17 protein-coding genes and 1 pseudogene are annotated in these 18,685 nt (G+C 54.2%); 9 read left to right on the forward strand and 9 right to left on the reverse strand.

Annotation, left to right across the window (positions count from 1 at the left end; translation table 11 throughout):
- Position 1 precedes the first annotated feature (1 nt).
- Positions 2 to 1,096 (reverse strand): GAF domain-containing protein, encoded by a 1,095-nt coding sequence (locus DESU86_RS00095; protein WP_232088195.1) that lies wholly within the window; start codon positions 1,094 to 1,096, stop codon positions 2 to 4.
- Positions 1,097 to 1,322: 226 nt separating this feature from the next.
- On the opposite strand from DESU86_RS00095, the gene DESU86_RS00100 reads away from it, so the two are divergent.
- The 4 genes from DESU86_RS00100 to DESU86_RS00115 are packed head-to-tail and all read left to right on the forward strand — an operon-like array spanning position 1,323 to position 5,870.
- Entirely contained in the window at positions 1,323 to 3,041 is a 1,719-nt protein-coding gene (locus tag DESU86_RS00100) for a hypothetical protein (protein WP_179979193.1), read from the forward strand.
- Positions 3,038 to 3,793, forward strand: coding sequence for a 16S rRNA (uracil(1498)-N(3))-methyltransferase (locus tag DESU86_RS00105; protein ID WP_179979194.1), 756 nt, complete (start codon positions 3,038 to 3,040; stop codon positions 3,791 to 3,793). The genes DESU86_RS00100 and DESU86_RS00105 overlap by 4 nt, the downstream gene beginning before the upstream one ends.
- Positions 3,790 to 5,013 carry a replication-associated recombination protein A gene (locus DESU86_RS00110; RefSeq protein WP_179979195.1) on the forward strand — a complete coding sequence of 408 codons (1,224 nt, stop codon included), beginning with the start codon at positions 3,790 to 3,792 and terminating at the stop codon, positions 5,011 to 5,013. Before DESU86_RS00105 ends, DESU86_RS00110 begins: the two co-directional genes overlap by 4 nt.
- Positions 5,014 to 5,015: 2 nt before the next feature.
- Positions 5,016 to 5,870 carry a lysophospholipid acyltransferase family protein gene (locus DESU86_RS00115; RefSeq protein ID WP_179979196.1) on the forward strand — a complete coding sequence of 285 codons (855 nt, stop codon included), beginning with the start codon at positions 5,016 to 5,018 and terminating at the stop codon, positions 5,868 to 5,870.
- Positions 5,871 to 6,274: 404 nt separating this feature from the next.
- Here the strand turns inward: DESU86_RS00115 and DESU86_RS00120 are convergent, their stop codons facing one another.
- The 4 genes from DESU86_RS00120 to DESU86_RS00135 form a co-directional block, all read right to left on the reverse strand.
- Positions 6,275 to 6,556 (reverse strand): hypothetical protein, encoded by a 282-nt coding sequence (locus tag DESU86_RS00120; RefSeq protein WP_179979197.1) that lies wholly within the window; start codon positions 6,554 to 6,556, stop codon positions 6,275 to 6,277.
- Between the two features lie 241 nt (positions 6,557 to 6,797).
- Entirely contained in the window at positions 6,798 to 8,270 is a 1,473-nt protein-coding gene (locus tag DESU86_RS00125; RefSeq protein WP_179979198.1) for a DUF438 domain-containing protein, read from the reverse strand.
- Between the two features lie 221 nt (positions 8,271 to 8,491).
- Positions 8,492 to 8,812 carry a cupin domain-containing protein gene (locus DESU86_RS00130; protein WP_179979199.1) on the reverse strand — a complete coding sequence of 107 codons (321 nt, stop codon included), beginning with the start codon at positions 8,810 to 8,812 and terminating at the stop codon, positions 8,492 to 8,494.
- Positions 8,813 to 9,213: 401 nt separating this feature from the next.
- Entirely contained in the window at positions 9,214 to 9,687 is a 474-nt protein-coding gene (locus DESU86_RS00135; RefSeq protein WP_179979200.1) for a pyridoxamine 5'-phosphate oxidase family protein, read from the reverse strand.
- 304 nt (positions 9,688 to 9,991) lie between these two features.
- On the opposite strand from DESU86_RS00135, the pseudogene DESU86_RS14420 reads away from it, so the two are divergent.
- From DESU86_RS14420 to DESU86_RS00150, 4 genes and pseudogenes are all read left to right on the forward strand, one after another.
- Positions 9,992 to 10,171: pseudogene (locus tag DESU86_RS14420) on the forward strand (Ada metal-binding domain-containing protein); the annotation flags it as partial.
- Between the two features lie 63 nt (positions 10,172 to 10,234).
- Positions 10,235 to 10,534, forward strand: a complete 300-nt coding sequence (locus DESU86_RS14425) for a helix-turn-helix transcriptional regulator (protein WP_232088386.1) — start codon at positions 10,235 to 10,237, stop codon at positions 10,532 to 10,534.
- A 67-nt stretch (positions 10,535 to 10,601) separates the two neighbouring features.
- On the forward strand, positions 10,602 to 11,111 hold the full coding sequence (locus tag DESU86_RS00145; protein ID WP_269474296.1) for a methylated-DNA--[protein]-cysteine S-methyltransferase: 510 nt from the start codon (positions 10,602 to 10,604) through the stop codon (positions 11,109 to 11,111).
- Complete coding sequence (locus tag DESU86_RS00150; RefSeq protein WP_179979202.1) at positions 11,089 to 11,757, forward strand: DNA-3-methyladenine glycosylase family protein; 669 nt, start codon at positions 11,089 to 11,091, stop codon at positions 11,755 to 11,757. The genes DESU86_RS00145 and DESU86_RS00150 overlap by 23 nt, the downstream gene beginning before the upstream one ends.
- Positions 11,758 to 12,071: 314 nt before the next feature.
- On the opposite strand, the gene DESU86_RS00155 is transcribed toward DESU86_RS00150, so the two are convergent.
- Positions 12,072 to 12,581, reverse strand: coding sequence for a nitroreductase family protein (locus DESU86_RS00155; protein ID WP_179979203.1), 510 nt, complete (start codon positions 12,579 to 12,581; stop codon positions 12,072 to 12,074).
- Positions 12,582 to 12,883: 302 nt separating this feature from the next.
- Between DESU86_RS00155 and tnpA the strand changes: the two genes are divergently transcribed.
- Positions 12,884 to 13,342, forward strand: a complete 459-nt coding sequence (gene tnpA / locus DESU86_RS00160; protein WP_179979204.1) for an IS200/IS605 family transposase — start codon at positions 12,884 to 12,886, stop codon at positions 13,340 to 13,342.
- Between the two features lie 200 nt (positions 13,343 to 13,542).
- On the opposite strand, the gene DESU86_RS00165 is transcribed toward tnpA, so the two are convergent.
- From DESU86_RS00165 to DESU86_RS00175, 3 genes are read right to left on the reverse strand one after another with little or no spacing between them, the layout of a single operon-like run.
- Positions 13,543 to 15,837, reverse strand: a complete 2,295-nt coding sequence (locus tag DESU86_RS00165) for an FAD-dependent oxidoreductase (RefSeq protein WP_179979205.1) — start codon at positions 15,835 to 15,837, stop codon at positions 13,543 to 13,545.
- A 22-nt stretch (positions 15,838 to 15,859) separates the two neighbouring features.
- Positions 15,860 to 17,491, reverse strand: coding sequence for a glutamate synthase-related protein (locus DESU86_RS00170; RefSeq protein ID WP_179979206.1), 1,632 nt, complete (start codon positions 17,489 to 17,491; stop codon positions 15,860 to 15,862).
- Positions 17,479 to 18,585: a glutamate synthase gene (locus DESU86_RS00175; protein ID WP_179979207.1), complete on the reverse strand. Its 1,107-nt coding sequence runs from the start codon at positions 18,583 to 18,585 to the stop codon at positions 17,479 to 17,481. The genes DESU86_RS00170 and DESU86_RS00175 overlap by 13 nt, the downstream gene beginning before the upstream one ends.
- Between the last annotated feature and the right edge of the window lie 100 nt (positions 18,586 to 18,685).

An 18,685-nucleotide genomic window follows, 5' to 3' on the forward strand; every position in this document is an offset into this window, starting at 1 on the left:
ATTAATTTTCTTTTTGAGGTGGCATGGGGGCACTGTCCGGATCATATACCTGGGGGCCATCGCTGTGCACCCTGGCTCGGGGCAGCATGGTGCGCAAACGCACCTTGAGGTACAGATTTTCAAGAAACAGCGCCAGATGGTCTACGGCCTGACGCACAAAACTGCGCATGGACTCATCAATCTGCCTGGGCTGCGTGTGGGCCAGGCACAAAACGCCGCGTGTACTTTTGTTGACCACAACAGGCATGCAAATGGCGGCTTGAAAGTCCGGCATATCAGGGAGCTTGCCGAATAAAACAGTGGAGGGCGCGCCCTCTACCCCTTCGGCCACCACAGGTTGATCGTTGTGAAAAACCCAGCCGGTTATGCCGCTGCCCATAGGCAAGATGAGGGGTTCCTGCCCGTCAAGAAGAAGCCGCGCTGATTCAGCTTCCACGCAATATGTTTCGCCAGGGGTATCCACCGAGGCAAAGGCGCAGTAGTCAAAGCCCGTAGCCTCGACCATGATGCGCAGATAATTCTGTAAAAATTGCGGCCAGCGCTTATAGCGAAAGCGCAGATCCTGGATGACGCCCAGTTCCACAAAGTAGCGTGGAATATTGCCCGTCAGATCCTGGCGGCCCTTGCTGCCCTGCTGGCGCGCCACCAGCTCTGCAAACATCTGTAATATCTTGTGGTCTTTGTCAGAAAAAGAATACTGTCTTTTGCTGTCAACGCATAACGCCCCTCCGGTCGGCACGGGGCAACCCATGAAGGCCTTGATGGCGGCCTCTTCACCACCGGAATAGTAGCCAAGGTTGCTCTGGCGCTGATCAAAGTTGGGGACAAGAAGCGGCTGGCGATTGCGTACAATCCAGCCCACCAGCCCCTTGCCAGGCAGCACTGTGGCCTTTGCCCCGATTTTGTCGCCAAGGCTGAAGGAAGCGGCGAGGTGGTGCCCCTCCCCCTCTTCGTCGGGCAAAAACAAGACAACAGAGTATGCGTCAAAAACGCTGCAAACGATACTGAGTATATGTTTTTCTAAAGAATTTTCAGTCATGGTGCTGTGGGTTTTATGGTGATGCGGCTTGGCCGCCAAATCTATTAATAAGCTCATTTCTTGTAACAAAGCGTACCGTCCCCCGCAACTGCTTTTGATCATAGGACGATGCAACAGGTCAGGCAATCAGAAGAAAAATGGACAAATTTACATAAATATGGGCACGCTGCCCCTGTAAGGGGTTGACTCTTGTGTAAAATATTTATTTATCAGCTATGGACACTGGAATTATTTTAAAAATAAGTATAAATAATTGAGAAAGACTGGTATGTAGGGTGCAGGAATGATCAAGTGGCAAGAGGTCTTCAGCAAAAATGGTCAACCTTGGCGGGACGCAACGTGCTTGTCCGCCCCTGTTGCCATCAGCGACCTTGAGTCGCTCAAGAATTTTCTTGATGCCGTACACGTGCGCTTCTGCCTGGTAAAGCCCTATCAGGAGAACAAGAACTACCCGGTTGTGGAAGGCCGCGAACTTCTGCCTTCATTTGACAATGACATGTTCGAATACAGGGAACTGCCAGGCTTTTCCCTGGTGGCTTTTGCCCGCCAACTGGATTATTTTTCTGAAATTTTTCAATTTGACAGGTTGCACCCGGTCGTCACCGAGGGTGAGGGAGCCTTATGCCCGCTGGAAAATCAGGTGATGGGGCAAAACCTGCAAACCCTCGCTTCACGTCTTCCGCGCATGCATCAGGATGTCTTTCGTCAGCAGTTCCGCTCTACGGACACTGTTCTGCTTGAAAGCTACCCCGCGCTCATGCCGTACCTGCTCAATATGGACAGGGCGCAAGTGCTGGCCTGGGGCGCGGACAACCAGTTTCATCTGGCTGGCGTGTTCGCCTCTTTTCCCTCTGATATTGACAGCGAACTTAAGCGGTTTGGCATACGTATCGGCAAGTTTGTCTATGGCGACAGCGATATTTATGAACGCAACCGCATGTTTGTGTATCAGTATCTTATGGAGCTTTACGGCTTTCCCATTGTGTCCGAGCGGCGCACGTCCAGTGCGCTTTTTGCGCGCAAGCTGCATAAAATGGGTGAACATTTTCTTCTGCGGGTTCTCGGGCAGACTGACCGTACCCTCACAACCTATATGTCCATTGGCGGAAACCAGCGCTACCCTCAACTGGAAAAGATAGCCTTGGTCGCCGTGGATGCCGACCATGAAGAAGCACTTGAAATCATAGACCGCGACGGGTTTTTCCTTGATAAGCCCCGTCGGGTCGTCATCTTGCGCGTCAAATACCGCCAGCATACCTTTGATTCGAGCAACGTCCGCCAGGATCGCGCGCTTTCCGTGGTGGCTCAGGAAGTGCTGCATCCTCTCACCGGCGAGCGCCTCACCGGGCTCAATCTTATCAAGGATACGTCCAACATGTTCCTGCGCCTCAACGACATAGTGCGCGGCGAATTCACGGGGCGTATTGTCTTCAAGCGCACCGAGGTTGTGGAAAATACCGACACTCACGAAAAGAGACTCAAATTTCTGTACAGCTGGCTGACCAAGCACCAGCGCCGCATGATCAGTTATAGCGACGAGTTTTTTTCCAATGTCAGCAAAGTGCTGTCTAATTACCTCTACTCGCCGGACAATGACGAGGTTTTTGAAGATCTGCGTGAACTGTATCAGGAAGTCTGCACACGCTTCAGCTATATTCAGCAGGCCCGCCGCGTGCGGATTCTGGAAGACCTGTGCACGCGCAGTTGCAAGGGCGTACATATCACATACAGGCAGATGCTCAGCGAAGCCCTGGTCTTGCTCAATGAACTGAAATTTGAGGTAGTCAACTTCTTTCCCGCACTGGTGGACGGCATCATCGACTGTGTTGAAAAAATATTGCGCGATCGCTACCTGCAACGCCAGTACATTGAACCGCCGGAAGACAGTCTGACCCCTGCCGGTATTGAAATACGCAAAAATTACGGACGCCTCGTGTCCTTGCAGGACGGCTTTAAGGCTGTACGCAAGGCACGGAAGGGCAAGGAAAGCATGTTAACATGAGTTTGGCGTTATTTTATCTGCCTCCGGAACACTGGGGGCATGAGGTTTGTCTTGATGGCCAGGAGGCCCGTCATCTGAGTCAGGTTTTGCGCATTGCCCCCGGCAGCGAAGTTGGGCTTCTTGATGGCCGGGGCCGTCTTGGCCGTTTTGTGGTGCTGAAGGCCGGAAAAAAAACCGTGAACCTTGAGTGCAGAAGCGAAGAATTTTTGCCGCAGCCTGAAGCTCGCGCCGTGGTTGCCCTTGCCTACAGCAAGGCCGTACGCCGTGGATTTTTTATGGAAAAAGCCGTGGAACTCGGCGCAGCCGGCATATGGCTGTGGCAAGGCGATCACAGTCAGGGCAAACTTTCCGCGGCAGCACAGGAAGCGTGCCAGGGGCAGCTTGTTGCTGGCGCCAAACAGTGCGGCAATCCCTGGTTGCCGGAGGTTTGCGTGCTCGGCGGCGGGGTGGACGATCTGGTCAGGCAGGCGGCCGAAGCCGACTACCGCATTCTGCCATGGGAAGCGCAGGACGCCGTCCCCATGCTTTCCCCAACCATGGCGGGGCAGCGCGGTTTGACAGTTTATGTCATTGGCCCTGAGGGCGGTTTTTCACAGCGTGAGCTTGCCTTGCTCACGAAGTCCGGTTTTTGCGCTGTGAGCCTGGGCACGCGGGTGCTTCGCTGCGAAACGGCCGCAACCCTCTGCCTTGGCATACACTGGTGGGCTTCGCAATTGCCGGAGGCTCCACCGCACGAGGCGGAACGGTCATGACCGTCAACAAACCCCTGCCGGAGCGCATGCGCCCGGATGATCTGGCGCTCTTTCTGGGTCAGACGCATCTTGGCGGACGCCTGCATTCTCTCATGCAGGCCCCGCGTCTGCCAAGCCTGCTTTTTTTCGGCCCTCCGGGCTGCGGTAAATCCACGTTGGCCCTGCTGCTGGCAAAATCCACAGGCAAAAAATTTTTGCGGCTCAGCGCGCCTGAGGCGGGTTTGCAGCATTTGCGCCGTTCGCTTTCTGGCGTGGACATTCTTGTTCTTGATGAGCTGCACCGTTTTTCCAAGGCGCAGCAAGACTTTTTTTTGCCTCTGGTAGAGTCGGGCGAGCTTACCCTGCTGGCTACGACCACCGAAAATCCTTCTTTCAGCGTCACGCGCCAGTTGCTTTCACGGCTTCATGTGCTGCGGCTACGCCCCCTGGGACGCCCTGAACTCATGGAACTGGCCAAGCGCGGCGCTGCCGACCTTCAGATGAACATGTCTGAAGAACTGGCGGATTTGCTGTCGGGCGCGTCGCACGGTGATGCCCGCACCTTGCTGAACCTTGTGGAGTATGTGTCCGCCCTGCCCGCTGATCTGCAAGAACTTGAGCATATTAAGGCCGCGCTGCCCGAAGTGCTGGTTCGGCACGACAAGGACGGCGACAACCACTACGAGCTTGCCTCGGCGCTTATCAAATCCATTCGGGGCAGTGATGTTGACGCGGCCCTGTATTATCTGGCCTGCCTGCTTGAGGGCGGCGAAGACCCGCGTTTTATCTGCCGTCGGCTCATTCTGTCGGCTTCGGAGGATGTGGGGTTGGCTGATCCCGCTGCCCTGTCGCTGGCGGTTTCGTGCCAGCAGGCTGTGGAATTTGTAGGCATGCCCGAGGGGTTTATTCCCCTGGCTGAAACCGTGACGTATCTGGCCATGGCCCGCAAGAGCAATGCCTCATACGCGGCCTACCTCAATGCCCAGCGTGAAATCAAGCTCAATGGCCCGCGCCCGGTGCCGCTCCACCTGCGCAATCCCTCTACCCAACTGCAAAAGGAATGGGGCTACGGCAAGGAATACAAGTATCCCCACAACTACCCGGATTCCTGGGTCGATCAGTCCTACCTGCCTCAGGGCCTTGAAGGACGCCGTTTCTATCAGCCACGCGATAATGGTGAAGAACCTCGTCTCTCACAGTGGTGGCGCAAGATTCACAAAATCAAAAAAACGGAAGACTAGGTATGCATCCTTTTGTTGAAGGCGTCTTTGCGCAAAAATTTCTTACTGGCAATGAGTATGCGAGCCAGAACGCGCACGCGGGCTTTTTTTCGCGGCTTTTTCCATCACTCAGCTTTTACAGCCGCCTTTTTGGCGGCCCGGTGCGCTGGCTGTGCTCCAAGGCCGCCAAGGGACAGTGCGACGACAGCGCCTGGGTGCATGCCAGCGTGTGGGTCTCTGACCTGATGGAGAGCATTGGCTGCCCCATTGAAGTGCAGGGCATGGACGCCATCAACGAAGTGGACGGGCCCTGCCTTTTTGTGGCCAACCACATGAGCACGTTGGAAACCTTCATGCTGCCCGGCATGATACGCCCAAGGCGTCCCGTGACCTTTGTGGTCAAAAAAAGTTTGACGACCATGCCCTTCTTTGGCCCTGTCATGTGTTCACGCGACCCCATTGTTGTCGGGCGCACCAATCCGCGCGAAGATTTGACGGCAGTGCTTGAGGGCGGCCTTGAACGCCTGAAAAAAGGAATATCTATTATTGTTTTTCCGCAGAGTACGCGGTCGCTGATTTTTGATCAGGGGCACTTCAATTCCATTGGCGTCAAACTGGCGCGCAAGGCGGGGGTGCCCGTGATTCCCCTCGCGCTGAAGACTGACGCCTGGGGCCAAGGGCGCAAGATCAAGGAACTGGGCCCAATGCGCCCTGGCATGCCCGTGCGGTATTGCTTCGCTAAACCGCTGTATGTGCAGGGGCAAGGCAAGGAAGAACATGCGGCCGTCTGCCAGCACATTGCCAGCCACCTTGAGGAATGGATACGAAAGGACGGAGCCAATGATTCCCATCCGTCACAACCTGCGGTACAGGCCTGAACTTTTGCAGACGTAGCATCTCCGTCTCATGCCTAGAGCATTTTAACTTTGAAAAAGTGTAAATGCTCTAACGTTGCACGAGAGTGCAGCGCGCCACAACGTGGCGTGGATTCAGCCGAAAATCGCATTTTCGGCTGAATGAAAATTTTGAAATGTGAAACATTTCAAAGTTGATCTGCTCTAGACCAAGCAAAACGGCCCCGCTGGAAAGAAGTTCCTGCGGGGCCGTTTTTTACTGGCAAACATGCAAATTTTCAGACCACAATTCTTGGCATCGTGCTTTTACGCGTCGTACAGCAAGGGTTGCAGATGCCTGCCACGCCGCACAGCAGCGCCGATGAACAGGATTCTTCCTTCAGGCGTGGCTACAGGCGAGTAGCTTGAGCCATTTTTCCTGAATGGCGCTAGCCGCTGTGAGCAGCAGATTCCGTTGCTTCCGTCTTTTTTTGCAGCTTTTTTGAATACAGTGAGTAAAAGTAGCCGGAAACGGGCTTCACGCTCACCACTGCAAAAAAGAGAAGAAAATACAGCATAGAATCTATAAGCAGCATTTGTGTTGAGCGATTTTCAAAGCCGAGGGCGCTCAGATAGCCATGCAGTTTTATAATAACCCAACATTCCAGAAAAAAAACGACCAAGGCGCACAGGAAACACCTGTCTTTGACCTTTCGCAGCTGTTTTTCCATATATTCCCTTCCGCAAGCAAACGGACGTTGTGCGCGTCTTGTTCCTGTTTTTCAAACCGCTCAGAATATGGCACAGAACCGAGGTTTACGCTAGTCTTTTCACCATTGGGTGCGGAGCCTGTTCTGGGGGAAGCGGTCATTCACATCCTGACGTACAAGACTCCCCATGGTGACACATACGTAAAAAAGGCAGGAAGTTACCCTCCTGCCCGTACAGACGTTCACATGTCACGCCCTGGCGTCATTCCCATTCAAGCAGTCGCCTCTGGCCAGTCAGGGAGCGCAGGTGCGTGGCGTCTTGCCCCACTTCAAGGCAGCCCAGATAGGCTCCCTGCTTGTTTCTGAGCGCAAGATACTCAATATGGATAAATTTGCCGCCAAGTTCCAGCCAGAACTCGGCCTTGTCACGCTCTCCCCTTTTAAAGGCTTCCAGAATTTCAGTGACCATGTGCACTGATTTTGGGGGATGGCAGTTTTTCACCTCACGGCCGATAACGGCGGCGCTTCTGGGAAAAATACGGTGCGCGCTGTCAGAATAGTAGGCCACCCTGTCATCCGGGCCCACAAAGCTCACATCCACGGGCAAATTGCAAAGAATGGCGTCCACAACTTCTCGCGGCAGTTGCCCTGTGGAAAGATCGACAAGTCCTGACTGGCCCGTGCCTACGGCAAGGCTGACAGCAGCCGCGCTCCATTCCCCTTCGGGCGTTACGCCGAAAGAATAGCCGATTTCATCGTCACCCAGGCGGCAGCGGCTCCAGTCCTCCTCGGTAAGCAACTGAAGGCACATGGGCAAAAGAATATTTTCTTCTTTGCTAACCATTTCAGCAACTTCATCAATGAGGTCCTGCACAGCCGCAGATCCTTCCACCCTGTTGTCGTCAGCCAGAAGTTCCTGCGCCCGGCGGAACTTGCCTCGGATGTCATCGTGCACTTCCCACATGACCTTGCCAGGAGCGCTCACATCATGCTTTTCAAGCAGGGGGAAGAGCTGATTCTCCTTACGGACGTAGTGGGTCTGGATGCCTGCAAGCTCCTGAACAAGAGAACTGAGGCGCTTAAGCACAAAAGGCCAGTGGGCGTCGGTTGGCGTCCTGGATGGGCCCAGGGCTTCCCCGATTTCGGCAATAAGCTTTTTTGCCTGAGCATTTTCCTTCAAATAGGTGTGCACAGGGTGCCCCGGTGGAACCTGCGGCATCTGCTGCCCTTCCAGCGCATTCTGGAACAGGGCCGCATGCAGATGGCACATCCTTTTTATTTCCGTCTCGGGCAAGCCCTCGTTCACAAGGGTCTGCTCCAGAGCGGCAATTTCCTGCGGAGTGATATCACCCACTGTTTTATTGAATTTGTCCTGCAACTGGCTGAACTCCACGCCGTCATGAAGATCCTTGATTATTTCCTTGAGCGCGGCCAGGCGTTGATCCTGCGACGCCTTCGTGTCATTCCCCTGCACGCCCTTGGCGTCGGGAGGCGCAATTTCAACCGATTCGCCGGTAGTGGTCATGATTTCGCCAGCGATGAACAACAGCAGTGAAAGAACACTCTCATCACCCATGCCGGCCGCTTTTTCAACAGAGGCAACCCTGCCCACTGTCTGCCGCAAAAGAGGATTTTTGAGTTTTTCAAAACTCTTGTTGTGGTTTGCCAGAGAGTCTATGAGAAAAGGATATTCCTTGGTGAGGGTATAGATACTCGTATCCTTGGTAAGCAACATGGCTACCTCGACTTGTTTGTGCAGCATTTTCATGGTGTTGACGTTTGAAGCGGCAGCGCGCCAGAGCACTTGTATGTTGTAGCTGCCCTGGCCGCTGCGTTATGTGTGCAGGCTACGCCCATGGAGACCTAGCGCGGTTTAACCGCACGGGGGCTCACCGTAAGGGGCGCGTGTAACCTTTGACGTTGTGTCGCTTCAAAGGCCATCGGCTCTAAATCGCCCTAGATGGGCGGGGTAATGGTCACAAGCAAGCGCATGCGTGTTGTGGCCTCAACCCCGTGTGGTTCACGAATTTCAGAAACAAGAATGTCTCCAGTTTTTGCTGGCAGCTTCACGCCGTCGGCTCCCAGAAAAAACCCCTCGCCTTCAAGAATCTGTATGGACAGTTCCCCGTCCAGATCGTGCGAATGCACGGGAAAAACGACGCCAGCATCAAGGTTGAAGTTGATAATCTTGAAATTGGGGGAATCCTCCACAAGAAAGAAACGCTTCATGACATTGGGCGAAAACTCTCTGGTGGAATCAAGCTGCAGTATTTTCATGACATTTCCTTTGCCGGTCATGGCTGCTTTAGCGGATTTGCAGTAGGATGGTTACACTATAAAACAGCACTGGCGGTTGCGTGAGCCGGCGCTCGCCGCGAAGACGTAAACGCCGCGTCTGCGCTGTAAGGGGAATGCCGTGAGCGTTTGGAATGTACATTCCCAATGGTATGCAGCACCAGTGAATCTATCGTAGAGGTGGGCCTCCCGGTTTTCTGTGAGTATGCTCACAATAAACCATTAATTTTGCCTTTCCCCTATTCATACGATATGCCGCAAAACCGCCTTGTCAAATTACCATAGGGCATGGCCATGTTATGACAAAACAATACATCGGTTCATGAAATACAGCCAGTTATCCATTCTTTCAGCGCAGTCTACCTTACGGAGGCTTGCCTCTCTTACACCGGATAGTATTTTCCCGTGCAGGATTGTATTGACAGTTCAATGACCCCAGTCATTTTTATCATCGCATCAGGATAGGAACCGCCTGCATGCTGCGGTGCGTATTTACGCACAAAAGCATCCAATACGGCGCGCTTTGCGGCGGCATCGGCAATCATGGCCGCATGCCCCCTGATAATAACGCTTTCATAGGCAGTATTTGTGTCACACGCCTCTTGTGCATGGTGGACAAGCCCGATCATTCGATCCACCTCAAAGCCCACGCGCGAGTCTCTTTTGATGTTGGCAAGTTTTTCGCCCGTGGCCAAACCGTGGATAAATATTTTCCCGCGCAAATACACAAAATGAACGGGCGTAATATAGGGAAAGCCATCCGCCCCTGTGCTGGCCAATCTGGCCACCGGTTCGGCAGTAAGCAATGCGTGTATTTTTTCCTCTGACAGCGGATATTTTTTCATTCTTGCTTGCATAATGTCCCTCGTATATGTTGATGTGACCCTAGCAATAACACTCTTTTATGTATAATGAATAGTGACAGTTTCAGGCTTTTTCGCCTGACACTTTCGCGCTGCGCCGGCATGCTGGCGCACTGTCCTTGCCCGTGCTCCGCGACATTACTCTGCTCTGTATGCGCTGAAAACCGCATAGTCTTAGCCTGGGCATCATCTGTATGAATTGCACCTTGAAAATGAGTAAGACCCTGAACCGCCACTGTGTTATAGCAGACAGGAAAATCGAACGAGGCTCCCCATGACCGAGTTTTCGGACGACACCATGTGGCAGGCAGTGGTTGACTGTGATTCCGCATATGACGGAAAATTCTTCTATGGCGTAAAAACTGTGGGCGTATACTGCCGCCCTTCATGCAGATCTAAAACGCCTCGGCGAAAAAATGCCGTGTATTTTATGACAGAAGAAGAAGCCGTGCACGCAGGATTTCGCCCCTGCAAGCGATGCCGACCAGAACTTTGCGGACAAGCGCCTGTGGCGGGCCTTGCCGCGCAGGCCAAAAAGCTTATGGACGATCACTACGGCGAACGCACACTGCTGATGGCTGAGCTGAAAAAGCTGGGCGTTACGCAAAGCCATCTGGCTGCCATATTCAGGCAAAAGTATGGCATGCCCCCCACGCGTTATCTGGCCAGCATACGCGAGCAGCAGGCCAAAAAAATGCTCGCCGCGACAGACACGCCTATCATTGATGTCGCTGCCGCCATTGGTTTTGCCAGCTTGGCAGCATTTTATGCGTTTTTTAAAAAACAGGCAGGCACGACGCCGCATAGATTTCGTGTGCAATCAAAATCACAAGTGGCGTGAACCCATAGAGGAAACGCGTTCTGACGAGAATATGCGCGTGTGTTTTGTACAAAAATGGAGATGCTTGATGAAAAACATGGCGTTTTACACCTTCCCCATCGGCAAGATCGGCATAGCTGCGGACGACGGTGGCATATGCGGGGTGTTTTTCAGCACCGAGGCCCCACCTGAAGGCTTTGAACAGGTGGAAACTCCCATGATCAAAAAAGCCGCAGAGCAGCTTGGCGAATATTTTGAAGGCAAGCGCAAGGAATTCGACCTCCCCTTGCACCTGGGCGGCACAGAATTTCAGGCCACCGTGTGGCGGGCCCTGATGACCATTCCTGCTGGCGAAACCCGTAGTTACAAAGACATTGCGCTAATGGTGGGCAACCCAGGCGCAAGCCGCGCGGTGGGGATGGCCAACAACCGCAATCCTGTTGCCATTATTGTGCCCTGCCATCGTGTCATCGGACAGGACGGAAGCCTGACGGGGTATGCGGGGGGGCTTGCCATAAAGCAGTATCTGCTGGACCATGAAAAAATCTGGCAGCCAGCCAGAACTGAAAAAACGCATGAGCAATACAAGTTATTTTGAATATGGCGAAAAAGAAAAGCATTGGCTCAGGTCGCGTGATCCTGCGCTGTCTGCCGCCATGGATGAAATCGGGCATATTCACCGTGAGGTGCAGCCCGATTTGTTCAAGGCGCTTATAAACGCCATTGTCGGCCAGCAGATATCCACAAAGGCCCACGTGACCATCTGGAACAGGATGCAGGAGCGCTTTGCCCCCATCACTCCAGAAAACTTTGAAAATCTGCGAGCGGAAGATATACAGACCTGCGGTATTTCCATGCGCAAGGCCCTGTATATCAAAAGCATTGCCGACGCCGTCAAGGACGGCGGGCTTGACCTGACACTTCTGCCAGCCATGACGGATGCAGAAATAAGCGCAAGCCTTGTGCAACTGAAAGGCATTGGCATTTGGACGGCAGAAATGCTGATGATTTTTTCAATGCAGCGCCCGGACGTCCTGAGCTGGGATGATCTGGCCATACAGCGCGGTCTGCGCATGCTGTACAGGCACCGCACGATTACGCCCAAACTTTTTGCAAAGTATAAAAAGCGCTATTCGCCCCATGCCTCTGTTGCCAGCCTGTATCTTTGGGCCATTGCGGGCGGAGCCTGCGCCAGCCTGAAAGACTGCGCGCCAGTAAAAAACAGGGGCGCAAAATCCAGATAATGCCGTGTCACACGCTGCGCCGGTCGTTCAGTACGAACAACCAGGCTTGATGCCGCGACTGTCGTGATGCGCCATACCAGAAAGCGGGTCGGGCCAGAAATACATTCATAGGGAAGCACTGATTAAAGAGCCTTTTGGAAACGCGCAGTTGTTTCGTTTGGCAAGGCGCGATCTTTTTTTGAAGCAGGAGTGGACTCTTCCGTCCTCGACTGTTTCAAAAAAAGTGAAGCAACGCCGCCAAACGAAATAAATCAGCGTTCCCTTAGCCCGGCCCGCTTTCTGGTCAGAACGTTGTGCACAGTAAGACGCCGTGCCTACCAGCCATTATGGTGAATTTTTTCCACCTTGTAGCGATCGACTTTGCTGAAAGGCTGCGCAGGGTGCCCCACCACGACCAGGGCCATCACATTGATGTCCGCAGGGATTTTCAGCAAGTGGCGGATGGGCTCCACTCTGTCTTCAATGGGGTGCATGCCGCACCATACCGTGCCCAGGTTTTTTCCACGCGCCGCCAGAAGCATGTTTTCCAATGCGGCTGTGCAGTCCTGCTGCCAAAAACCTGCTTCTTTGGCTTCAGCGGGGTTGGCGCATACGATTATGGCCAAAGGCGCATGGGCTGCCATCTTGGCATAGGGGTGCAGTTCGGCGATTTTTGCGAGCAAAGCTTTGTCACGCACAACCACAAAATGCCAAGGTTGGCGGTTATGCGCGCTGGGGGCCGCCATGGCTGCGCGCAAAAGGGTTTCCAGATCAGCTTCACTGACGTCTTCATTGGTAAATTCACGGATGCTGCGACGGGTAAAAATGGCTTCTAAAACGTCCATAGTGATCTCTCCTGCAATAACCTGCGTATGTATTAGAGCATTTTACCTTTGAAACATGAAACATCTCAAAGGTAGTCTGGCCTAGTATACACAGTTTTGGATGAAAGAAAAAGCATGCAAAACAGCCGCGCGCCGGGGACAGGTATCCACGGCGCGCGGTTATTGTATGTAGAAACCCCCCCGCTAGGCGGGGGGTTCCGTAAAGCTTAAAGCTTTAAGCACGTCAGCAAAACTCCTTTTGATTTGTTACAACAACTTGCGGTCTGGCAACTGCAAAAGAAACAAATCAAAAGGAGGTCACAATGGGTGACGCAAAAAGTTTAGCTCACACAAAGTGGAACTGTAAATATCACATCGTCTTTGCCCCCAAATATCGCAGACAAGTATTTTATGGAGAGAAAAGGCGAGCGGTAGGTGATATTTTGCGTAAGCTGTGTGAGTGGAAAGATGTAAAAATACTAGAAGCAGAATGCTGCCCTGACCATATCCACATGCTGCTTGAGATACCCCCGAAAATAAGTGTGTCGAGTTTTATGGGGTACTTAAAAGGTAAAAGTAGTTTAATGCTCTATGAGCAATTTGGCGATCTCAAGTTTAAATACCGCAGCCGTGAGTTTTGGTGTCGTGGGTTTTATGTAGATACCGTGGGTAAAAATACTGCAAAAATTCAAGACTATATAAAGAAACAACTGGACAGGGATAAGCTCGGTGATCAGTTGAGCCTTCCATACCCTGGAAGCCCGTTTACGGGCCGCAAGTAACAGAAATGCAAATGTCAGATCGTGCATGCGCCTGCTAGGGCGCAGCTGGTAAGAGAGCCTTACAGGCGCATATGAAAAACCCCCGGCTATGCCGGGGGATATTTATTATAAATAGTCTTGCCGAACAACACTGTCTGCGCCTGTTGCGCTGATTCGCTTTTGCGGCAGTGCGGCACGCGTCCTTGACAGAGTACCTACGCCTAGCTCATGTCCCAGTTGGGGTACATGGTCCATATGCCGCAGGGGCAAATGCCTTCACAGATGCCGCAGCCTATGCACCGGGCAGGATCAGACACGTATTCAAAACCATTTTCATCCTGCTTGCGGTCAATGGCTTTCTCCGGGCAGGATTTGAGGCACATCTTGCAGTCACGGCACGATCCGCAACTGATGCAGCGGTTGTGTTCGTCCTGCGGGCTGGGCAGATCTTTGTCATGACATTTGGCAAAGTAGGCCGTGTGCAGCCGGGTTGACGGAACAAGGCGCTTTTCTGTGGGCGTATAGCTTTCGCCGCGCATCCAGGCGTCAGCGGAAAGGGCCGCCTCACGTCCTGTGCCAATGGCATGCACCAGAAGACCAGGCTTGATAACGTCGCCAACGGCGAAGACGCCATCCATAACGCTCAGGTCTGGCTTGGGCACAAGCCATTCACGGAATTTTTCAAGTCCTTCGGGCAGGAAGGAAAGGTCAGGCGACTCGCCCACGGTGATAATGACCATCTCACCAGGAATAAGCCTGCCCTCCTGCGTGATAAGGCCCTTGTCCGTGATTTCCTTGGTTTGCACCGGCCACACAAGCTTGCCGCCCAAAGCTTCAATCTGCTCAATTTCATGAGCAAAAGCGGCAGGCTTCTGCACATCGACACAGGTAACCAACTTGGCTCCGGAGGCATAGGCTCCTGCCGCCGCGTCCATACCCGCATTGCCACAGCCGATAACAATGACGTTTTCCGGCACCCTGGGGGCCTTGCCCTTGTTGACGGCCTTGAGAAAATCGATGCCAGCCACGATTTTTTCGTGTCCCGGCCAGGGGAAGATGCGGGGGACATGGCCACCCGTGGCCACAATAAGGGCGGTGTGTTTTTTGCGAAGTTCCGCAAATTTTTTGGCGTCAACAGTGCAGTTGTTTACAAAATGCACGCCCAGGTCTTCAATACGCTTGAGTTCTTTCTGCAGCAGATCATGGTTCAGTCGGGCACGCGGTATGACCTGTTCAAGCTTGCCGCCCATGACGGCGTCAGCCTCGTACACGGTGACGTCATGCCCCATGCGGGCCAGCTGCCATGCCGCTGTAAGCCCACCCACGCCGCCGCCGATGACGCCAACATGTTTGCCGGTACGCTTTTTTTCCTTGGGCACTTTAATATCTGCCGAGCAGGAACCGAGCGCGCCAATCTGCACCGGGCTGTCCAACTGCGAGCGCGTGCAACTCTGCATGCAGGGGTTGGGGCACACGCTGCCGCAGACAGAACCCGGAAAGGGCGTATAATCCAGCACCAGACGATAGGCTTCGTCCACCCTGCCCTCGCGCAGCAGGTTAAAACGCACCTGACTGGGAATGGAGGCCGGGCAGTTGAATTCGCAGGGAGCGGCGTAACGCGCGTTTTCCCACAGGGGCACGCGCTGGCGATAGTCGCCACGCGCCACGAGCCCATTGACCGCAAAATCGTCCGGCGCCACATCGCTGAAGATACCGTCAGCAATCCATTCTTTTGCGCGGAACTGCCCTATGCCGGGCATTCCTTCATGATCGCGCTCTTCAAAAGGCAGGGGGGTTATTTTTTTCCAATGCTTCCAGATGGAGAGTTCCTTGCGCAGCCGGGGCTTGTCGATGGCGGTCAGAAAGTCGTCCAGTCCGGCTTCAAGCCAGGCAATGTCAGCGTCATCAATGGCGCTGACGCACACTTCGTGAGGCAGATGCCCCACCGGGCCGCGAAAATACACAACGCCGCCCACCATGCCAACGCACGGGCGCTCACCCAGAATGGAGGGCATGGTCTGGCTTTCATAGCCGCAAACCACAGCTTTGCCGCCGCCCATAAATTCGAAGGAAAAGCTGCCCACGCTCTTGAGAACCCACAATTCGGGGGCCGAATATACTGGGTCATGCTTCATGAGCGAGCCGGAACGCGTGCCCGCACGCCCGCCTATATACACTACACCCGCTGCGGCACAGTGCGCCGCCGTGTCGCCGGCGTCTCCGCGCACAGTAATGCGGCCGCCCGCGTTGAGCCAGCCCACATCAGCGGGGGCGGAACCTTCAACCAGAACTTCAGTGTCGGGCAGGCACATGGAGCCAACCCGCTGGCCGGGATTGTTCACGGTGAACGTGAGCTTTTTGCCGTCCTTGTTCCACAGGGGCCCGCCAATATCGTGCTGCCCCGATGCCTCGATATAAAAATTCGTCTCGCCCTTTTCCACTGCGGCCTCAATGGCCAACAGAAGATCCTGGGTGGACATCCTCTCGTGATTTTGCAGTGTAGTTACGCGCAACATACTGTCATCCTCATGCAAAGTGCTAGCAGGCATACTGAATGCCCAGTTTGTCGGCCACGGATCTGTCTGTGGCTACCAGCGCATCTGAACGTCCGACCGGCATGGAGCTGTTGCCCACAGGGGCCAGCAGCTTACGCAGCTCGGCGTCAAAGGCCAGCATGTAGTCCACAATATTTTGCGCGCCCCTGTCCACGTCAAGACGTTTGACCAGACGCGGATCCTGGGTGCAGATGCCCGTGGGACACTTGCCAGTATTGCAGGCGTTGCAACGCCCCTGCTCGTTGCCAACGCAGCCGAGCAGCTGAATGAGTATTTTGCCGATAATAACGCCATTGGCTCCGAGACAGATCATCTTGAAAGCGTCGGCTGCGGCGTTGCCTGAAAGGCCGATGCCGCCGCCCGCCCACAAAGGAATCTGCCCCTGCAGCCCCTGAGCCACGGCTGCCTGGTAGCAGTCGCGCAGCTTGGAGACGATGGGATGGCCCGTATGCTCCAGCGACACCTCGTTGGCAGCGCCCGTGCCGCCCTGAATGCCGTCGATGAAAAAACCGCCGCAAATCTTGTAGGGATCGCGCAGCAGGTTGTTGTAAACGGAAACAGACGTGGCCGAGGCTGCGCACTTGATGGCCACTGGTACACGAAAACCAAAAGCCGCATTGAGCGAAAGGTGCATTTTCTGCACCGACTCTTCAATGGAATACAGGCCCTGATGGTTCGGCGGCGAATGCAGGGTGGCCCTGGGTACGCCACGGATGGCCTGAATATGCGGCGCAACCTTGGCTGCGGGCAGCAGGCCGCCGTCGCCCGGTTTGGCTCCCTGGCCTATCTTGATGAGCACGCCCGCCGGGTCTGTTTTCATGCGGGGCATGGCCCTGATAATGCGGTTCCAACCGAAGTGGCCGGAGGCAATTTGCAGGATCATGTACTTCAGCTGTTCAGATTCCAGCAACTTGCTCGGCATGCCGCCTTCACCAGAACACATCCGCACGGGCATACCGCATTTTTCGTTCAGGTAGGCCGTGGCAACGGCAATGGCTTCCCAGGCTCTGGTGGACAACGCGCCAATGCTCATATCACTGAATATGGCCGGGTATACCCAGTTTACCGTAGGAGTGCGATCGGTAAGCACAAGGCTTGAGCCCTCGACGCGCAAGGGCAGTTCCTGCGCCAGCATGACGCGGCCCAGGGGTGAACGTATGTCAAAAGTATGCCGCTCCGAATCCAGGGCGGGGTCTGTCATCTGGCTTATGCGGCCCACAACAATGGAATCAAGCGTGCGGGGCATGGCAAGATTGCTGCGCCCGCCGCGCTTGATGGGCCCATGGCTGCGCGCCAGCAAGGGAAAACGCTGATCAATATTGCGTACAGGGCGAATCGCGCTGTTGGGGCATATTTTTTCGCACATGCCGCAGCCAACGCAGGCATGTTCGATGCTGGGCTTCTGCGAAATGACGGGCCGGGCCATATGCTCTTGTGAAGGATCGGGAAATGCCTTGCGCGAAAGCGTCACGCTGCGGCGCATCATGGTCACTTCAATGGCATTGAATGTACAGGCGGCCACGCAGGAACCGCACATGGTGCACATTTCCGGACGGTAGTCTATCTTCCAGCGCAGATCGTTGACGCTGACATCCTGAGTTTTTACTGATTCCATCTTTGCACCGCCAGATCGTTGTCAATGACCACCATTTCCCTTTCGTTGGGGTAGATGTCTTCCGCCACATTACGGTTAGGCATAATGGCATTGAGGCCACACACTTCTGAAGCTATGGCCACCATATCCTTATCATGACCGACCACCACAGGGCGAAGCTTTTTGGAGTCGCAGCAGGTCATCATCTTGCCGTCGGGCAGCAGGGCGATAATGGTATTGGGCCCGTTGATCTCAAGGTGGGCAAGAGATTCGCGGATAAGACCCAGCACCTTGCTGTCGGCGCGCTGTTCGGCTTCCACAAAAGGCAGGGGCGTGATGACATGCTTGTAGTACCGGATGGGCCATTCAAGCTCGTGCAGCACATAGTGCAAAGTGTAAAGAAAGTTCTGCGAGTCGGATTCAAAGCCTATATAGCCTCTGTGCAGGGCTTTCTGAAACTCTTTGTTCTTGGTGAAAAAGGTGTTTTCACCGTTGGCGCAGAGGGTGTACCCCTGAAGGAAGAAAGGATGGGCCGCATAGCGCACAATGGCGTAGTTGGTGTTCTGTCTGCACTGCGTGACGATGTTTCGCGCGGTGAGACGGCCATCATCGTTCCAGAGACGAAAGTATGTGGCGATATCAGCCGGGTCGCCGATTTCTTTCAGTGTCAGCACGTCGGGCCAGAAGGAATACACAAAGCCGTTGCCGTCTTTTTCAAGCAAGGTGCGCAACTCAAGTCGCGTGTCAAGCAGGAGGTCTTCACGTTCAGCCTGACTACGGTAGCGGTAGATCTCGGGATACTCGTAGTTGCGAAAGACGTAGCGCGGCATGGCCTCAATCTTCAGACCGGGCTTTTTGTCCACTTCCGGCACCCACTGGGCCACCTGCACAAAACCTTTTTCTTCCATGAAATCGTTGGCAAGTTGCACGCCCTGAGGAGTACAGGCCAAAGAAAGCAAAGGCTTATCCTTATAGTGGCTGAACACGCCCTCAAGGTCCTGCATGACCATGGCGAAGCCGGAGTTATCGTGTCCTTCCTGTTGTGGCAACATGAGATTGAGCGCCACTGAGGGGGGCACTGGCGTCTTGCTCTTGATAGAGCCTATTCTGCACATATCTGTAACCTCGGTAAAAAGCGTCACGGAAAGACCGGTCCGCAATACGCGGCGACCGCAACACTGATGTACCCGCAATGGGGAGGCGCCAATTGAAAGC

The sequence above is a fragment of the Desulfovibrio sp. 86 genome, from assembly GCF_902702915.1.
Taxonomy (GTDB): Bacteria; Desulfobacterota; Desulfovibrionia; order Desulfovibrionales; family Desulfovibrionaceae; genus Desulfovibrio.

Bases quoted from the DNA above. Each gene is read 5' to 3' on its own strand.
- DESU86_RS00145 (WP_269474296.1), top strand. From the start codon at position 10,602: ATGAAAAACATGGCGTTTTACACCTTCCCCATCGGCAAGATCGGCATA.
- DESU86_RS00100 (WP_179979193.1), top strand. From the start codon at position 1,323: ATGATCAAGTGGCAAGAGGTCTTCAGCAAAAATGGTCAACCTTGGCGG.
- DESU86_RS00110 (WP_179979195.1), top strand. From the start codon at position 3,790: ATGACCGTCAACAAACCCCTGCCGGAGCGCATGCGCCCGGATGATCTG.
- DESU86_RS00155 (WP_179979203.1), bottom strand. From the start codon at position 12,581: ATGGACGTTTTAGAAGCCATTTTTACCCGTCGCAGCATCCGTGAATTT.
- tnpA (WP_179979204.1), top strand. From the start codon at position 12,884: ATGGGTGACGCAAAAAGTTTAGCTCACACAAAGTGGAACTGTAAATAT.
- DESU86_RS00135 (WP_179979200.1), bottom strand. From the start codon at position 9,687: ATGCAAGCAAGAATGAAAAAATATCCGCTGTCAGAGGAAAAAATACAC.
- DESU86_RS00150 (WP_179979202.1), top strand. From the start codon at position 11,089: ATGAGCAATACAAGTTATTTTGAATATGGCGAAAAAGAAAAGCATTGG.
- DESU86_RS00175 (WP_179979207.1), bottom strand. From the start codon at position 18,585: ATGTGCAGAATAGGCTCTATCAAGAGCAAGACGCCAGTGCCCCCCTCA.
- DESU86_RS00115 (WP_179979196.1), top strand. From the start codon at position 5,016: ATGCATCCTTTTGTTGAAGGCGTCTTTGCGCAAAAATTTCTTACTGGC.
- DESU86_RS00130 (WP_179979199.1), bottom strand. From the start codon at position 8,812: ATGAAAATACTGCAGCTTGATTCCACCAGAGAGTTTTCGCCCAATGTC.
- DESU86_RS00120 (WP_179979197.1), bottom strand. From the start codon at position 6,556: ATGGAAAAACAGCTGCGAAAGGTCAAAGACAGGTGTTTCCTGTGCGCC.
- DESU86_RS00105 (WP_179979194.1), top strand. From the start codon at position 3,038: ATGAGTTTGGCGTTATTTTATCTGCCTCCGGAACACTGGGGGCATGAG.
- DESU86_RS00095 (WP_232088195.1), bottom strand. From the start codon at position 1,096: ATGAGCTTATTAATAGATTTGGCGGCCAAGCCGCATCACCATAAAACC.
- DESU86_RS00170 (WP_179979206.1), bottom strand. From the start codon at position 17,491: ATGGAATCAGTAAAAACTCAGGATGTCAGCGTCAACGATCTGCGCTGG.
- DESU86_RS14425 (WP_232088386.1), top strand. From the start codon at position 10,235: ATGGACGATCACTACGGCGAACGCACACTGCTGATGGCTGAGCTGAAA.
- DESU86_RS00125 (WP_179979198.1), bottom strand. From the start codon at position 8,270: ATGTTGCTTACCAAGGATACGAGTATCTATACCCTCACCAAGGAATAT.
- DESU86_RS00165 (WP_179979205.1), bottom strand. From the start codon at position 15,837: ATGTTGCGCGTAACTACACTGCAAAATCACGAGAGGATGTCCACCCAG.